The sequence below is a fragment of the Streptomyces sp. JK94 genome, from assembly GCF_053613315.1.
Genome location: NZ_JBSICH010000011.1, coordinates 112,199 through 127,870, shown reverse-complemented (window position 1 = coordinate 127,870; position 15,672 = coordinate 112,199). Strand labels below are relative to the sequence as shown.

The following is a 15,672-nucleotide window of genomic DNA, read 5'->3' as shown; positions in this document are numbered from 1 at the left end:
GGGGCGTGAAGAACCCGTCCAGGGGTGAGCAGAAACGATCTGTCGGTGGGGGCGGACGGCCGGGAAGATGGGGCGGCGGCTGGTGGGGGTTCGTGGCAGCCTCTATGATCGGCACACTTTCCTGCACGAACAGAGCACGAACAGAGATCGAGGCACTGCGGGAGCGAGCGGTGAACGGAACCTCCGAAGGGCCGGCGCCCGTGGCAGACCTCGACCGGTCGCCCGTCACGGACAGTGATGACGAACTGGCTCCTCGTGCGCCGTGTACGGGACCCCCGGCCTACCGCTCGGCGTTCACGGCGGCTCCGCTCGCCATGGCCGTCGTCGACCCCGAGGGCCTGGTCGTCAGCGCCAACGACACGCTGGGCAGCCTGCTCGGCACCGATCCGGCCGCCCTGGCCGGCCGTGCGGCGGCCGACCTCGTCGACCTCGCCTCCGACGCCGGCACCTGGCACGCGTACCGGGAGGTGCTGCGGGGGGACCGGCCCCGGCTGCGCTGCACCCGGCGGCTGAAGGGCCCCGACGGGCGCTCCCTGTGGGCCCAGGTGACGGTCGAGCCCCTGGCCGGGCCCGGGGACCCGCCGGGGCTGCTCCTGTCGGTCACCGACATCAGCGCCCGCCGCGAACTCCAGGCCCGGCTGCGCCACCTCCAGATGCACGACCCGGTGACCAGGCTGCCCAACCGCGCCCTGTTCTTCGAACGTCTGACGACCGCGCTGGAGGCGGAGTCGTACGAGCACGGCGGCACCGGCCGGATCGGCGTGTGCTACCTGGACCTGGACGGCTTCAAGGCCGTCAACGACACCCTCGGCCACCGCGTCGGCGACCGGCTGCTGGCCGCCGTGGCCGAACGCCTCACGCGCTGCGCCGAGGAGGCCGCTCACGCCCGGTCCGGCGCCCCGCTGGTCGCCCGGCTCGGCGGCGACGAGTTCGCGCTCCTCGTGGAGGACTCCACGGGCACCGATCAGCTCGCCGACCTGGCCGAGTCGGTCCTGGCGGCCCTCCAGGCGCCCTTCGAGGTGTCCGACCGCCGCCTCTCGGTCACCGCGTCCGTCGGCGTCGTCGAACGCCACACGGCCGGCACCACCCCCACCGCCCTGATGCAGGCCGCCGACACGACCCTGTACTGGGCCAAGGCCGACGGCAGGGCCCGCTGGACGCTCTTCGACCCCGAGCGCAACGCCAGCCGCATGACCCGCCAGGCCCTCGCCGCCACCCTCCGCCCCGCCATCGAACGCGGTGAGTTCGCCCTCGAGTACCAGCCGCTGGTCGGCATGGAGGACGGCCGGGTGCGGGGCGTCGAGGCGCTCATCCGGTGGAACCATCCCCAGTTCGGCGTACTGGCGCCGAATCGGTTCATCGCACTGGCGGAGGAGGACGGTTCGATCGTTCCCCTCGGCCGCTGGATCCTGCGCACGGCCTGCCACCAGGCCCGTCGCTGGCAGCTGGCCCACCCGGACGACCCGCCGATCTTCGTCAGCGTCAACGTGGCGGTCCGTCAGGTCTGGGACTCCGACCTGGTGGCGGACGTGGCGGCGACCCTGGAGGAGACCGGCCTGGCCCCCCACCTGCTCCAGCTGGAGCTGACGGAGTCCGCGGTGATGGGCTCGGCGGGCCGCCCCCTCCAGGCGCTCAAGGCACTCAGCGACATGGGCGTCCGCATCGCCATCGACGACTTCGGCACGGGCTACTCCAACCTCGCCTACCTCAGCCGGCTGCCGGTGTCGGTCCTGAAGCTGGACGGCGCCTTCGTACGGGGATTCCAGTACGAAGGCGCCGAGGGCACCGCGGTCCAGGACACCGGCGTGGCCGCGACGGCGGCCAGCCCGGCCGACGAGGTGATCGTCGAGGCGATGGTCCAGCTCGCCCACCGGCTCGGCCTCACCGTCACCGCCGAGTGCGTGGAGACCTCCGACCAGGCGACCCGCCTGCGCCGCATCGGCTGCGACACCGGTCAGGGGTGGCTGTACTCCCGGCCGGTGGCGCCGGACCGCATCTCCGCGCTGCTGGGCTCCGCCGGGCCCGGGGCGGCCGGGGCTCAGGCCGGCGCCGGCAGACCGTAGGCGTCGGCGATCAGCTCGTAGGAGCGCAGGCGTACGTCACCGCCGTGGGCGTTGGCGGTCAGCATCAGCTCGTCGGCGCCGGTGCGCTTGTGGAGGTCGTCGAGCCCGGACCGGACCTCGTCGGCGGTCCCGTGGATGACGTTGGCGTTCCAGGACTGCACGAACTCCCGCTCCATCGGGCTGAAGTCGTACGCCTCCGCCTCCTCGGGCGTCGGCACGAGCCCGGGGCGCCCGGTGCGCAGCCGGACCATGTTCAGCGCGGCGGCCAGCACCTGCCGGCGGGCCTCCTTCTCGTCGTCGGTCGCGAGCGCGGAGACGCCGATGAGGGCGTAGGGCGCGTCGAGGACGGCGGACGGCCGGAAGGACTCCCGGTACAGGTCCAGCGCCGGGACGGTGTTCTGGGCCGAGAAGTGGTGCGCGAAGGCGAACGGCAGGCCGAGGGTGCCGGCCAGCCGGGCACTGAAGCCGGAGGAGCCGAGCAGCCAGACCGGCGGCCGGTGGACCGACTGGACGCCCCCGGGGGACGTGGCCTGCACGGGGCCCGGCACGGCGTGGATGCGGCGGTAGGGGTGCCCGTCCGGGAAGTCGTCGTCCAGGAAGCGGACCAGCTCCGCGAGCTGCTGCGGGAAGTCGTCGGCGCCCTCGTTCAGCCGGTCGGTGCGGCGCAGGGCGGCGGCGGTGGCACCGTCGGTGCCGGGGGCGCGGCCGAGCCCGAGGTCGACCCGGCCGGGGGCCATCGCCTCCAGCGTGCCGAACTGCTCCGCGATGACCAGGGGTGCGTGGTTGGGCAGCATGACGCCGCCCGAGCCCAGGCGGATGCGGTCGGTGTGGGCCGCCAGGTGGGCGAGGATCACCGCGGGCGAGGACGAGGCGACACCGGGCATGGAGTGGTGTTCGGCGACCCAGTACCGGTGGAAGCCACGGCTCTCCGCCAGGCGGGCGATGTCCACGCTGGTGCGCAGGGCGTCGGTGGCGGTGCGGCCGGCGCCGACGGTCACCAGGTCCAGCACGGAGAGGGGTACGGGCGCGGTGCCGTGGGCCGTGCCCCGGATCTCCTCTGCGGCGTCTGCGGCCATGGTGGGGTGCCTCCTGTGTCGTGACAATCGCGCGGTTCGCTGCGCTGCGTAACAGGAGGGGGTCTCCGGTTATTCCCCGGTGGTGGTCCTGAGGGTGCGGAGGAAGGCGGTGAAGGCGGGGGCGGCGAAGGTGAGCGTGGCCCGGTCCGGGGTCTTGGAGTCGCGGACGGCTATGTGGGGGTGGCGGTGGGCGACCTCTACGCAGTCGTTGCCCTCACCGCCGCCGGAGTAGGACGACTTCTGCCACTGGGTGGGGGTGGTCATGGGATTTCCTCACAGCTCCTTGGCCAGGTCGTGGATGAGGTCGCGTGACCGCTCCGGGGAGAGTGACTCGTCCCTCACCCTACGAAAGAGCTTCCGGAAGTGACCCAGTTGGGCTTCGGAATCGAGAAAGGCCGTGCCGTGCGGTGCGTCGCGCACCACGGTGTCCAGGCGAGGCACAGCTGCGCCCACGTGCACCATGGCGCTGCCGGCTCCCGCGAAGTCGTCCAGTGCGAACGGAATGACGCGAACAGTGACGTGCTCGGCCTCGGACATCTCCGCGATGCGTGCGAGCTGCATCCGGGTCGCGGCCCGCCCGGCCACCTTGATCCGGAGCGCTGCTTCGTGGATCAACGTCTCGTAGGGAATCGGATCAGGCCCCTCGACGATGACCTTCCGCTTCATCCTGTGGTGCACCCGGTGCTCCACCTCGCGGTCGGGGAACTCCGGGTTCATGTAGGTGAAGAGAGAGCGCGCGTAGTCCTCCGTCTGGAACAGACCTGGCACGTGGATGACCGCCACATCGCGCCGGAACGTCGCGTGATGGTCCAACTCGGCGAGATCCTGATAGGCGGCGGGAAGCACGCCGCGATAATCGTCCCACCAGCCCCGGACCCGGACCGTCGCCATGGCTACCAGAGCATCGATCAACTCGCCGTCGGGACAGGCGTAGTTGGCTGCGAGACGGCGTAGCCGCTCCTCGCTCACTCCGGCGATTCCGGACTCGATCTGACTGATCTGGACGGAGTTCACGCCGAGAAGGGCTGCCGCCTCGGTTGCCTTGAGTCCTGCTGCTTCCCGCATCCTTCTCAGTTCAGCCCCCAGGCGCTCCTGACGTGCTGTGGGCGTGCGTCTCGGCGGCACAACTTCCTCCTCGCTCAACGGGCGCCCTCGGGCGGCTCGTTCGGGGCAAGAATACGCGACAGGCTTGCCGAGTAATAAATCTATGACCTACCTTCGGTGATGCGACGAACACTCTTTGCGATCGCGGGATGTTGGAAGCGCACCGCTCCGTCCTGCCACGACGGCTGCGGCAATGCCACCGCACCCCACTCCTCTCCACGTCTCCGAAGGAGTCCGCGTGCCCGAAAACGATCCGTGGGAGTACTCCCTCTACATTCCGAACGACCTCCGCGCCGTCACCGTCTGCCGACGCACCCTCCGGCTGATCCTGACGATGCACGGGCTGATCCGGCTGGTCGACGTCGCGGAGCTGCTGGCGGCGGAGCTGGTCGGCAACGCCGTGCGGCACACCAAGGGGCCCGCCGCCCTGCGGTTGCGCTGGGCGGCGGGCGTGCTGCGGATCGGGGCGTGGGACGCGGACCCGTCCCCGCCGGAGCCACCGCTCCCCTTCGACCGGGGCCCGGACGCCGAGGCGGGGCGGGGTCTGGCCCTGGTGCGGGCCTGCGCAGACGTGTGGGGATGGCAGCCGCTGGCCCGTGAGGGCAACCGGGGCAAGTACGTGTGGTGCGAGCTGGGGCCGGAGCCCGCGGCCGCGAGACGGCCGGCGTGAGCCCCGGCCGGTCGTACCGACCCGTGAGGTCGGGTGCGGACAGGGAGGTCGGAGTCGGTCGCGGCAGCCCTCCGCCACCACGCCCTCCGCCAACCGTGAGCACTTCCCACCGAACCGCTCACCCCCCTCTCATCCGAGCGCCCCAAGGACAGACCCACCCCGACTGCCCTCGCCGTGGCGGGCACCCATGGTGCTGCGGCATCCGACCACGCCGCCTCTCGACGCCCACGCCGCGCACCACGCCCGGTCCGCGACCGGCCGAGGACCGCGTCACTCACGTAATGCACCCCCGTGCGCGGAGCCCCGGGACGGGTCCGCCGCCGGAGCAACCGGTGCCGCCGCGTCCGGGCCCGGCGGCGGCCAGGACAGCACCGCCGCCCTCCCGTGCCCCGGAAGAAATGCGCGTCCGGCGCGCACCGGACGCCGGCAGCACGCCCCGGACGGGCCGGGGGCGCCGGTGGCCCGTCCGGGGGTGCCGGCGGAGGTGGTCAGGCGGTCAGTGGTGGTCAGGCGGCCACGGGCGGTCAGGGACGCCAGGCCACCCGGTGCTCCGCGAGGTGCGCGAGGACGGAATGGTTCGCCTCCCAGCCGTCCGGGAACTTCACCGGCGTGCCCAGCTGGACCGGCTCCGTGGACGGATAGTCGTCCAGCAGGTCGCCCACCCCCTCCCGGCAGACCACGATGCACGCGTGCCGGTGCCGGGAGGCCAGGACGCACAGGCGGCCCGTCTCCAGGTGGAAGGCGGTGGCGTCGGGGCGGCCGGAGAGCGGGTGCAGGACGACCGTGACGTCGTACTCGCGGCCCTGGAGGCGGTTGGCCGTGTCGACGGTCACCTCGGTCACCCCGAGGTCGGCCAGCGCGGCCCGGACCGCCGCCGCCTGGTCGCGGTGCGCCGTGCCGACGGCGATGCGGCCGGCGGTCAGCGGGACCGGGTCGGGCGAGCGTTCGGACGTCGCCGCGCCCTCCCGGTCGAGGAGCCGCCGGACCACCGCCGCCACCGCCCGCACCGCCTCCGGATCGGTGCGCGGGGTGTGCCGTGCGGGCAGCTCCAGCAGCCCCCAGCCCGAGCGGGCGGCCTCGTCGATCACCTCGTCGGGGCCCGACCCGTCCGACGCCGCCGCGAAGGCCAGGCTCCGGTCGCCGTGGGCCGTGCCGCTGCGGAACGGCGTGTACGGGTAGAACGCGTCCGAGACCAGCGGCGCCGCCGACGCGGGGAGCCGCCACGACACCGGCAGCCGGTGCTGCGGCAGGGACGGGTTGTGGGCCAGCAGCGTCGTCACGGCGGAGGCGGACGGGTCGTACGACAGGCCCGCCCACTGCTCGCTGCCCACCGTCGCGAACGGGTCCAGCTGGCCCGGGTCGCCCACGAACAGGGCCCGCTCGAAGAGCCCGGCGACCGCCAGCAGGGAGTCCGAGCGCATCTGGTACGCCTCGTCGACGATCGCGTGCCGCCACGGCTCCTCCACCGTGACGTGCGCCCACTTCGCGGCGGTCGACAGGACGACGGCCTGCCCGGCCAGGTCGGCGGCCTTCGCCGACTTGCGAACGTTCGCCAGGTCGTCGAGCGCCTTGTCGTACGGGTCGGCGTCACTGCTGTGCAGGCGTCCCACCGGCAGCTCGGGGTTCTTCTCGGCGAGGCGCAGGACCAGGTCGTCGACCTGGGCGTTGGTCTGCGCCACGACCATCAGCGGGCGGCCGGCCTCGGCCAGTTCCAGCGCCGCCCGCACGACGAGCGTGGACTTGCCGGCGCCGGGCGGAGAATCGACGACGACACCGCGCTCGGTGCCGTGCAGCGTGTCGTGGAGGATCGCGGCGGTGGCGCGGGCGGCCTCGGCACCGGGATCGAAGGCCCGGCCGACGGAGTGGCCGACAGCCCGGCCGGCGGCCGGAGCGGTGGCCGGAGCGGTGGCCGGGCCGGTGGCCGGGCCGATGGCTGGAGCGGCGGCCCGGTCGACGGGGGCCGTGGGGGACTCGGCGGTCACAGGACGTCCTCCTCCGTCTGCGCGTCGGCCGCCTCCGGTACGGCGGCCGTCTCCCCGGGCGGCCCACCGTGCGTCCACGGGGTCTGCTCCGGATCGGGCAGCTTCGCCCCGCCCCGCTGTTCGTGCTCGAAAAGGGTGAAGCAGACCCGGTCGCCCTTCTCGGGAACCGACCCGGCCTCGGGCTCCTTGCCGCGGCCCATTTTGTCCACGATCCGCAGGACGAACACCCCCTCGTCCTCCTGCCCGACGAACTCGGCCGCCTGCGGCTTGCCGCCCAGCGACCGGTACACCTTCACGCGCGCGTCCAGCTGCGGCCGGTCGTCCGTGCACACCGTGACCAGCGGGCGCGGACTGGGCCGCTTGCTCTCGCTGTACGCCATCACGACATCGGTGACCTCGCCCGCGAACGCCTCCCCGGCCAGCCGCCGCCCGGCCATCACCAGCGGATCGTCCAAGGCCTCCTGCGCCTCCAGCCGGGCCTGCTCGCGCTCGCGCGTGGCGAGCTTGTTCGCCGCGGTCACCGCGTCGTCGCGGCGCGGCTGCGGGGGCTCGCCGGCCAGGACGCGGTCGCGGTGGGACGTGAACGACCAGCGGTCCCGGGTCCAGCGCTCCTCCACGTGCGCGCCGGCCGGCAGCTGCCGCAGCAGGTCCAGGCCCCGCCACACCGTGTCCCAGGTGGGGCGCGTACGGCTCTCGACCAGGACGCGGATCTCCCGCTCGGCGGCGGTGAGCGCGCCGAGCCGTTCGTCGGCCTCCACCCCGTCCTCGGCGGCGGCGAGCGCGGTGCGGGCACGGTCGTAGCGGTCGATGGCGGGGGCGAGCAGCTTGTTGTCGAACGCCGGGTCGGTCGCCGGGCCCGCGGGCGGGCACAGCAACTGGCCGTCGGCGTCACGGGCCAGCTCGGCCCGCCGCGCGGCCTCCGCGCCGGTCGGCCCCTCGTCGCCCGGGTCGATCCACGCGAGCAGCGCGCCCAGGTGCTGGTCCTCCAGCGTGGACTGGCCGGTCGCCCAGTGCCGGCCCAGCAGGTCGGTCATGGCGAGGAGGAGGGAGGAGCCCGGGACCCGGGCCCGCTCGCCGTAGTGGGTCAGCCACCGGCCGAGCAGCGGCACCCTCGGCGGTGCGGGGTGCGGCGTCTCCGGGTCCTGCTCCGCGGTCCGCCTGAACCGCATCGACCGGCCCAGCAGCCGTACGAAGTCGACACCCGCCCGGCTCGGCACGATCAGCTGCGCGGCGTCCGCGCACAGGTCGACCTCGACCTTGACCCGCTTGCCCGTCTCCGGATCGGTCTCGGCGCGCTCGGCCGCCTCGACATCGTCGGCGTACGCCTCGACGTGCGGCAGCACGATGCCGGCCAGTTCGGCCAGGAACGCGAAGCGCAGGTCCCGGTCGCGGGGCTGCGGGACCACCAGCAGCCGGGGAGCGTCCCGGTCGGTGCCGACCAGGGCACCGAGCGGGGCACCGGCCTCACCGGCGGTGATCAGCGGGACGAAGACCAGCGGACGGTCGGACAGGTGCCGGTGCCGGACGGTGGCGGCGGGCTCGGCGCGGCCCGTGCGCACGGCCTCCAGCCGGGCGAGCGTGGTGATCAGCGACACCCGGCCACCCCGCCCGTCCCCGCACCGGCCGCCGCGAGGGCCTCCGCCCGCAGCAGTGCCGCCCTGCGCAGGGCCGCCACCGCCGGGTCGTCCGGATCGCCGGCCTCCCCGCGGGCCGCCGCCAGCACGTCCTCGACCGTCGACAGACCGCCCAGCTCGGCCCGCACCGGGCGGCCCAGCGACGTCACCGCACCGGCCTCGCGGGACCGGGCACGGCAGTGGAAGGCCAGCTCGCAGGCGGACAGGCACTCCGGCGCGTACGTCGCCGGGACCGCCTCGACGGAGGCCGTCAGCTCCTCGGCCGGCAGCTCGGGGGAGAAGCCGACGCCCTCGGGGAGCGCGTCGGCGATGTCCTCGATCCGGGTCAGCCGGGCCAGCTGGCGGTCGGTCACCGCGCGCTGCTTGCGCACGTCGACGGCGGAGGCGGCGGGCAGGTTGGAGAAGTCCTCGGGACAGACCAGGAGAATGCGGTGACGCACCCGCGGGACGGGGACCAGCCGGGCGGCGACCCGCTCCAGGGCCAGCACGTACACCGCGGCCTGCCGGGCGGCGGCACCGACCTTCGCCGGATCGGCGGAGCCGTCCAGCAGGGGGAAGGACTTGATCTCGACGACCGTCCAGCTCCCGTCCGGGTGCACCACCACCGCGTCCGGCTCCAGGAACGCGGGGGAACCGGCGACGTCGAGGGCGAGCATCGGGTGGTCGAGCAGTGTCCACGCGCCGGGTGCGCCGGTGGCCTCCCGCAGCGCCAGCGACGTCCGCGCCGCGCGGCCCTCGGGACCGGACGCCGACAGGTCGGGCACCCGCGCGCCGGCGGGCGGCTCGGCGCCCCGGTCGAGCTTCTCGTGCACGAGCCGCAGCAGTTCGGCGCCGCCGTCGGCCTTGACCCGCGCCTCGAAGGCGTTGCCCCGCATGAACGCGAACTGCGACTGTCCGAAGACCGCCGGCGAGCCCAGCGCGTCGGCGAGCGACGCCTTGTCCACCCCGGCCCCGTCGAGGAGCGCGCGCCGCCGACAGCCCGGGTTGGCGGCGAGGGCGGCCAGGGCCCGCGCGTCCAGCGCCTTGGCCGGTACGTCGGGACCGCGCAGCTCAGCGAGCCGGTGCCGGAGTCTCGTCCCCCGCGTCCGAGGGGGAGGGGTCCGGCTCGGCTCCTGCTCCGAACCGCTGCTCGCGCTGACGTGGAAATCGGTCACCCGCGGAAGTCTGGCATCCACCACTGACAATCGGGGAACCAGCGCCGTCCGGGACCGGTGCGGCCGGTGCGGAACGCGGGGTGAAACAGGCCGCGATCCAGGCCTGCGCCCGGTCCGCCGTCCGCAGCACGAACGGCGTCAGCAGCAGCCCCGCGCCCATCACGGCCGCGCCCGCGACCGCGTCGAGGAAGTAGTGGTTCGCCGTGCCCATCACCACGATCACGGTCACCAGCGGATAGACGACGCCGGCCGCCTTCGCCGTGCGCGTGCCGCCGTGGCGCCACAGCATCACCCCGCACCACAGCGCCCAGCCCACGTGCAGGCTCGGCATGGCCGCGTACTGGTTGGTCATCCCGCCCAGTCCGCGCGGCGCGCTCGCCTCGCCGCCCCACCAGCCGTACGAGCTGTACTGGGCCATCGTGTCGACGAAGCCGTGGCTCGCGTCCAGCAGCCGGGGCGGGCAGGTGGGCAGCAGGGTGAAGCCGACGAGGCCGATGAACGTGGACGTCATCAGCCAGGTGCGGGCGGCCCGGTAACGGGCGCTGCGGCAGCGGAAGACCCAGATCAGGATCGCGGGGGTGACCAGGTAGTGCAGCGACGCGTACCAGAAGTCGGCCGGTACGCCGAGCCAGGGCTCACGGGTGAAGAGGCGGTTGAGCGGGTGCTCGGCGTTGAGGAAGAGCGCCTTCTCGATCCGCAGGATCGCCAGGCCGTGGCCGACCGCGTCCGAGACGTCGCCCCGGACCAGCAGACGGCCCGCGGAGTAGCACGCGTACACGAGGACGATGATCGGCAGCTCGGTCCACCAGCGCGGTCGGGATCGCGGGATCGCCCCGGTGCCCGGTGTCTTGGTGTGCGGCAATCCGATCGCCCTCCCCCTTCGTCCTCGCGCGCGCCTGGACCGACACGGACGTGCCACTCTACGGCCTTGACGGGGCCGCTTCACGGAGCGTCCTCGGCCCGGATAGACGCCGGGATCGCCCCCGGGGTTGCCCGCCCGGGGCGTGCGCGATGATGGAGGTGCCCCATGACATTCCTCCCGGAAAGGCCCCTTCATGGCACCGCGCATCCTGCTGGCCCGGCACGGACAGACCGAGTGGTCGCTGTCCGGCAAGCACACCGGCAGGACCGATGTGCCGCTCCTGGAGGAGGGCCGGCGCGGCGCCAAGCTGCTCGGCGAGCGGCTGCACCGGGCGCCGCTCGACGGGCTGCCCGGCGTCGAGGTGCGCACCAGCCCGCTCTCCCGCGCGCGCGAGACCTGTGAACTCGCCGGCTTCGGCGAGCGCGCCCGGACCTGGGACACGCTGATGGAGTGGGACTACGGCGCGTACGAGGGCATGACGCCGGACGAGATCCGGGCCGCCCGGCCCGGCTGGCTGATCTGGCGGGACGGGGTCCCCGAGGGGGAGAGCCTGGCGGACGTCACCGCGCGCGCGGACGAGGTCGTCGCCTGGGCGCGCGAGCGGGACCGCGACGTCCTGGTCTTCGCCCACGGGCACATCCTGCGGTCGATCGGCGCCCGGTGGCTGGGCCTGCCGATCGACTTCGCGGCCCGCATACGCCTGAACCCGACGTCGCTCTCGGTGCTGGGGTGGGCCTACGGGGAGCCGGCGGTGGAAAGCTGGAACGACCAGGGCCACCTGGCGAGCTGACCACCCCGCCCCCGCCCCCGCGCGCGCCCGCCTCGGTGACCGAGGCGCCTGCCTCCGGGCCGCGCCCGCCTGCGGGTCCGGGCCAGCTTCGATGACCGCCTGCGGGTCCGCCCCCGCGCCCGCCTCGATCACCGAGGCGGGCGCCCGCCTGCGGGGCCGCCTCCGGGGCCGCGCCCGCGTCGCAGGCGTCGGGGCGGGCGCGGCGCCGGTGCCGAGCGAGCGCTTCCGCTCCCAGGCACCGCCCGCGAGCGCCGGACCCCGTCACCCCGCGCCCGCCGCTCCCGCGGGCCCGTCTCAAGCCCCTCCGGTACGGGGCTCAAGCCCTCGCGGTACGGAGGCTCAAGCCCTTCTCGTACGGGTCTCGGGTCCGGCGGGTACGAGGGCTCAGGCCTCACCCGGCACCGGGTGGGGTGAGGAGCGTCTCCCGGTGACTGCCCGCTGCGGGCACCCCTCCGCCTCCGCAGCGCCCCCCGGCGGCAGCCGCCGAAGGGACGGCCCGACCTCCGTCGGCGCACAGCGGTGACGGAAGGTCAGGCCGTCCGCGGCAGGGACGCGTGGCGTTCCAGGAAGGCCGACACCCCCGACGCCCGCCGGTGCGGCAGCAGGACCCGGGCCGTGCCCGCCAGCATCGTGTGGATGCGCGAGGACTGGACCTCGCCCAGCAGGTCCAGCACCCGCAGGCCCGCCCCGGCCGCCGCGTCGGGGCGACCGCCGCGGGCCAGGTCGTCCGCCAGTTCCGCCGAGTACAGCGCGAGGTTGCGGGTGAAGTGCGGGTCCTGCGACTCGGCCGCCCGGCGCGCGTGCCGGGCCGCGCGGGGCCAGTCGCCGAGGGTGGACCAGCACTGGGCCTCCAGCCCCTGCAGTTCGGCCTCGCCGTAGAAGCTCATCCACTCGGGGTCGGCGTCCGAGGTGCCCCGCCCGAAGAAGGCCTGGGCGCGGGCCAGCGCCTGCTCGCAGCCGACACGGTCGGCGAGCCCCGCCCAGCCGCCCGCCTCACGCAGCGCGAGCAGGGACATCAGCCGCGCCGAGCCCAGCGGGCGGGCGATGCGCTGCGCGGCCTGGGCGGCCCGTACCGCCTCGCGCGGACGCCCGGCGTCGCGGGCGAGGAACGCCATGTTGCAGAAGGCGTGCGCCTCCAGCCCCGGGTCGCCGGTCATACGGGCGATGGCGAGGGCCTCGGCGTAGTGGGAGCGCGCATCGTCGAAGCGTCCGGAGTCGTGCGCCAGCCAGCCGACGGAGATCGCCAGTTCACCGGCGCCCGCGTAGAGCCGGTCGGCCGTCGCCTGCCGGGTGGCGCCGGCGTCCAGCAGCGCGTAGGCCGTGCGCAGCGGGGCCGCCGCCCGCCGGTAGAGGCCGTCCGCGCCGTGCCGGTCGTCGAGCAGCCGGATCCGGCGGACGGCTTCCTCCAGCGCGCCCGCGTCGCCCGCCCCCGCCCGGCGCACGGGCCGCCCCGCCGCCGCGGCGTCCAGGGCGAGCCCCACGGGGCCCAGCGAGGCGGCGGCCACCGTGGCACCGCTCGTCATGAATGCGCGACGCAGCACGTCGCTCTCCTCAGTCTCGTCGTCCAAGCCGTACGGGTGGTGCCGGTGGTACGCGTGGTGCCGGTGGTGCGGCCCCCGCACGTCGTACGGAGTGCCGTACGACGTGTCGTGCGGGGCTGCGTACGGCGCGTCGTGCGGAGTGCCGTACGGCTCGTCCGTCCCTCGTGTCTCACTCGTGGCGCGCGGCGCCCGCCCGGCGCGCGCCGGAGGCGTGTCCTCGGCGGTGCGCGTCCGCCGCCCGCGCACCGACGAGCGGGGCGCGAACCCCAGGTCGGTGAGCGTGCGGCCGGGGAACATGTGGAGGAACACCCGCTCGTACGCGTAGTTGGGGCAACGGATCTCACCCGCCTCGACCCGGCCGACGTAGCGCGCGTCGCAGCTGACCCGCTCGCCGATCTCGCGCGCGGCCCGGCGCACCGCCGCCGCGAACTCGGCCGGCGAACGCTTCCCGCGCAACCGCCGGAAGGCGAGGTTGGGCCGCGGGGGCCGGTCGGGCTGGGCGGAGGTCACCGTCGACGACGCCATGGCCGGGTCCTCTCGTGCGAACCGTCGAACCATGCCGGAGACGGGACGAGTTGTCCGGACACCTCCGTCCGCCGCCCTGCTTCCGGCGAGCAAGAACGTACCTGTTGTGACGGAGTCGCTACGCAGTGTTTGACTACAAATCGGATATTCCCTCCACGATCTGCCATGAAGTGCCATCCTTTGCGGCTGATTTCCGCCGTAGCCGTTGACCGTCCGGCGCGTTGAACCCCGTGGACCGGGAGGCCCCCGACTCCCGATCCGCTCGCTCGAGGAGGAGTTCCGTGGTGGAGGCCGGGATGGATACCAGACCAGTCAGCGATCCCCCCTGTGACGGCTGCGACGTCGTGACCGTGCCCACCCGGCAGGGTCTGGAGGCGGTCGACATCCTCAGGCGGGCCACCGGTGAGGGAGTGGGACCGGTGATCCACGACGACGGCTGCGACACCCTGGGGTTCCTGGTGCCCTCCGGCACGGCCGCCGCCTGGGACGTGCCGGGAAGCACCTGCACGGAGACGGACGGCCGCGGCCTGAGCCTGGACCCGGGCCCCGAGCCCCCCGTCGAGGGGTCGGACTGGCTGCTGCCGCCCGGCGGGGCGGACCTCGCGACCGATCCGGCCGTCCTGCGGGCAGCGCTGGGCGAGGCGGCCCGGCTGATCGAGGCCGCGGACAGCTGCCGCTGAGCCGCCCCGCCGTCCGGTGAGCGAACTGGTCCGATAATGGCCCGATGGGAAAGTCCAGGAACGCCCGCCGCGGGCGCGCAGCCGCCGAGGCCGTCACCGAGAACGTCGACGGCGGGCTCGCCGAGCTGGTCCCCGACCGGGAGCGGACCCGGGCCTGGACGCTGCTGATCGACGGCGCCCCGCAGTCCCACGTCGACCTCGACGACCCCGCGTTCCTGTCCTTCGAGTACCAGCGCCGCCTCGGTCACGTCATCGACCTGGCCGCGCCCCCCGGCAAGCCGGTCCAGGCCGTCCACCTCGGCGGAGGCGCCTTCACCCTCGCCCGCTACACCGCCGCCACCCGGCCCCGCTCCACGCAGCAGGTCGTCGAACGCGACGCGGGCCTGGTGCGGCTGGTGCGCCGGGAGCTTCCCCCGGACCCCGGCGCGCGTATCAGGGTGCGTTCCACCGACGCCCGCGCCGGGCTGGCCAAGGTGCCCGACGGCTGGGCGCACCTGGTCGTCGCGGACGTGTTCAGCGGAGCCCGGACACCCGCCCACCTGACGTCCACCGAGTTCCTCGACGAGGTCCGGCGCGCCCTCGCGCCCGGCGGGGTCTACGCCGCCAACATCGCCGACGGCCCGCCCCTCGCCCACCTGCGCGGCCAGATCGCCACCGCCGCCGACCGCTTCCCGGAAGTCGCCCTCGTCGCCGACCCGGCTGTGCTGCGCGGCAAGCGCTTCGGCAACGCGGTCCTCGTCGCCTCGGACCACCCGCTGCCGGTCGCCGAACTCACCCGCCGCGCCGCCTGCGACCCGCACCCGGCGCGCGTGGAGCACGGCCGCGCGCTGACCGACTTCACCGGTGGCGCCGCACCCGTGACGGACGCGGCGGCGGTGGCCTCGCCCGCCCCGCCGGCCTCCGTCTTCCAGTGACTCAGTAGCTCCCGATCTCCACCCGCGGCGGGCCGTCGTGCCAGGTGCAGAACACCGACACCCGGTCCGTGCCCGAGGTGAACTCCACCCGGATCCACGACTCCGTCTTCCACACCTGCATCGACCAGCCCGCGCCCGGCGTCGCCGACACCAGGGACGCGGAGGACGTACCGAGGTCGAAGACCGCGCGACCGCCGTCGGTGTCGTAACTCCTGACACGGCCGGAGGCGGCGGGGGAGCGGTCGGGAGCGGCGGGAGCGCCGGCCGTCGCGGTCCGCGACGGCGTGGGACCCGGCTGCCGGGGCGTCCCGCTCGGGGACGGCGACGGACTGCCCGACGGCGTCGGCGACGGTGACGCCGACGCCGACGCCGACGACGGCGACGGCGACGGCCGTCGGGTGGAGGAGACCGACGGCTCCGAGTCCCCGGCGCCGTCCGCCTCGTGGGAGTCCCGCCCGGACGCGTCGGCCGCCGTGATGGGCAGCGCGCGGGGCGCGTCGTAGGCCGTGCCCGCCATCACCGTGTGCACGCCCCACCACGACAGCGTGACCGCCGCGCCGGTGGCGAGCAGCCAGGCCAGTACGTGTACGAGTCCTCTGCGCATCGCGGCCATACTGCCCCACGCGTCCCACGCGTGTCGCCCCCACGGGGGCGGGCCGCGGTCGTCCACAGGCCCG

The 15,672-nt window shown here is 74.6% G+C and carries 14 protein-coding genes; 5 read left to right on the top strand and 9 right to left on the bottom strand.

Features of this window, described 5'->3' with window-relative positions:
- Positions 1-170 precede the first annotated feature (170 nt).
- Complete coding sequence (locus tag ACVV2G_RS11085) at positions 171-2,063, top strand: putative bifunctional diguanylate cyclase/phosphodiesterase (RefSeq protein ID WP_453842473.1); 1,893 nt, start codon at positions 171-173, stop codon at positions 2,061-2,063.
- Here the strand turns inward: ACVV2G_RS11085 and ACVV2G_RS11080 are convergent.
- From ACVV2G_RS11080 to ACVV2G_RS11070, 3 genes are all read right to left on the bottom strand, one after another.
- Positions 2,039-3,139 carry an LLM class flavin-dependent oxidoreductase gene (locus ACVV2G_RS11080; RefSeq protein ID WP_453842472.1) on the bottom strand — a complete coding sequence of 367 codons (1,101 nt, stop codon included), beginning with the start codon at positions 3,137-3,139 and terminating at the stop codon, positions 2,039-2,041. The two genes, ACVV2G_RS11085 and ACVV2G_RS11080, sit on opposite strands and share 25 nt — an antisense overlap.
- A gap of 69 nt (positions 3,140-3,208) precedes the next feature.
- The gene (locus ACVV2G_RS11075; protein WP_404219377.1) at positions 3,209-3,403 is read right to left on the bottom strand and encodes a DUF397 domain-containing protein; all 195 of its coding nucleotides are present in this window, start codon (positions 3,401-3,403) and stop codon (positions 3,209-3,211) included.
- A gap of 9 nt (positions 3,404-3,412) precedes the next feature.
- Positions 3,413-4,204 carry a helix-turn-helix domain-containing protein gene (locus ACVV2G_RS11070; RefSeq protein WP_453842471.1) on the bottom strand — a complete coding sequence of 264 codons (792 nt, stop codon included), beginning with the start codon at positions 4,202-4,204 and terminating at the stop codon, positions 3,413-3,415.
- Between the two features lie 277 nt (positions 4,205-4,481).
- Here ACVV2G_RS11070 and ACVV2G_RS11065 point away from each other — a divergent pair, with 277 nt between their 5' ends.
- On the top strand, positions 4,482-4,913 hold the full coding sequence (locus ACVV2G_RS11065; protein ID WP_453842470.1) for an ATP-binding protein: 432 nt from the start codon (positions 4,482-4,484) through the stop codon (positions 4,911-4,913).
- Between the two features lie 524 nt (positions 4,914-5,437).
- Here the strand turns inward: ACVV2G_RS11065 and ACVV2G_RS11060 are convergent.
- From ACVV2G_RS11060 to ACVV2G_RS11045, 4 genes are all read right to left on the bottom strand, one after another.
- Positions 5,438-6,721, bottom strand: a complete 1,284-nt coding sequence (locus tag ACVV2G_RS11060; RefSeq protein WP_453842622.1) for an AAA domain-containing protein — start codon at positions 6,719-6,721, stop codon at positions 5,438-5,440.
- 170 nt (positions 6,722-6,891) lie between these two features.
- Positions 6,892-8,490, bottom strand: a complete 1,599-nt coding sequence (locus tag ACVV2G_RS11055) for a hypothetical protein (RefSeq protein WP_453842469.1) — start codon at positions 8,488-8,490, stop codon at positions 6,892-6,894.
- Entirely contained in the window at positions 8,481-9,683 is a 1,203-nt protein-coding gene (locus ACVV2G_RS11050) for a hypothetical protein (protein ID WP_453842468.1), read from the bottom strand. The genes ACVV2G_RS11055 and ACVV2G_RS11050 overlap by 10 nt, the downstream gene beginning before the upstream one ends.
- Positions 9,580-10,545 carry a phosphatase PAP2 family protein gene (locus ACVV2G_RS11045; protein WP_453842467.1) on the bottom strand — a complete coding sequence of 322 codons (966 nt, stop codon included), beginning with the start codon at positions 10,543-10,545 and terminating at the stop codon, positions 9,580-9,582. Before ACVV2G_RS11045 ends, ACVV2G_RS11050 begins: the two co-directional genes overlap by 104 nt.
- A gap of 193 nt (positions 10,546-10,738) precedes the next feature.
- Here ACVV2G_RS11045 and ACVV2G_RS11040 point away from each other — a divergent pair, with 193 nt between their 5' ends.
- Positions 10,739-11,335 (top strand): histidine phosphatase family protein, encoded by a 597-nt coding sequence (locus ACVV2G_RS11040; RefSeq protein ID WP_453842466.1) that lies wholly within the window; start codon positions 10,739-10,741, stop codon positions 11,333-11,335.
- 530 nt (positions 11,336-11,865) lie between these two features.
- On the opposite strand, the gene ACVV2G_RS11035 is transcribed toward ACVV2G_RS11040, so the two are convergent.
- On the bottom strand, positions 11,866-13,401 hold the full coding sequence (locus ACVV2G_RS11035) for an NsdA family TPR-like regulatory protein (protein ID WP_453842465.1): 1,536 nt from the start codon (positions 13,399-13,401) through the stop codon (positions 11,866-11,868).
- 296 nt (positions 13,402-13,697) lie between these two features.
- Between ACVV2G_RS11035 and ACVV2G_RS11030 the strand changes: the two genes are divergently transcribed.
- Entirely contained in the window at positions 13,698-14,081 is a 384-nt protein-coding gene (locus tag ACVV2G_RS11030; protein ID WP_453842464.1) for a hypothetical protein, read from the top strand.
- 44 nt (positions 14,082-14,125) lie between these two features.
- Positions 14,126-14,995, top strand: a complete 870-nt coding sequence (locus tag ACVV2G_RS11025; protein ID WP_453842463.1) for a spermidine synthase — start codon at positions 14,126-14,128, stop codon at positions 14,993-14,995.
- A 1-nt stretch (position 14,996) separates the two neighbouring features.
- Here ACVV2G_RS11025 and ACVV2G_RS11020 read toward each other — a convergent pair whose 3' ends face one another.
- The gene (locus tag ACVV2G_RS11020; protein WP_453842462.1) at positions 14,997-15,599 is read right to left on the bottom strand and encodes a hypothetical protein; all 603 of its coding nucleotides are present in this window, start codon (positions 15,597-15,599) and stop codon (positions 14,997-14,999) included.
- Positions 15,600-15,672 lie beyond the last annotated feature (73 nt).

Excerpts from the sequence above, each read along its gene's own strand:
- ACVV2G_RS11080 (WP_453842472.1), bottom strand. The coding sequence starts at position 3,139 with ATGGCCGCAGACGCCGCAGAGGAGATCCGGGGCACGGCCCACGGCACC.
- ACVV2G_RS11075 (WP_404219377.1), bottom strand. The coding sequence starts at position 3,403 with ATGACCACCCCCACCCAGTGGCAGAAGTCGTCCTACTCCGGCGGCGGT.
- ACVV2G_RS11070 (WP_453842471.1), bottom strand. The coding sequence starts at position 4,204 with ATGCGGGAAGCAGCAGGACTCAAGGCAACCGAGGCGGCAGCCCTTCTC.
- ACVV2G_RS11040 (WP_453842466.1), top strand. The coding sequence starts at position 10,739 with ATGGCACCGCGCATCCTGCTGGCCCGGCACGGACAGACCGAGTGGTCG.
- ACVV2G_RS11035 (WP_453842465.1), bottom strand. The coding sequence starts at position 13,401 with ATGGCGTCGTCGACGGTGACCTCCGCCCAGCCCGACCGGCCCCCGCGG.
- ACVV2G_RS11030 (WP_453842464.1), top strand. The coding sequence starts at position 13,698 with ATGGATACCAGACCAGTCAGCGATCCCCCCTGTGACGGCTGCGACGTC.
- ACVV2G_RS11025 (WP_453842463.1), top strand. The coding sequence starts at position 14,126 with ATGGGAAAGTCCAGGAACGCCCGCCGCGGGCGCGCAGCCGCCGAGGCC.
- ACVV2G_RS11020 (WP_453842462.1), bottom strand. The coding sequence starts at position 15,599 with ATGCGCAGAGGACTCGTACACGTACTGGCCTGGCTGCTCGCCACCGGC.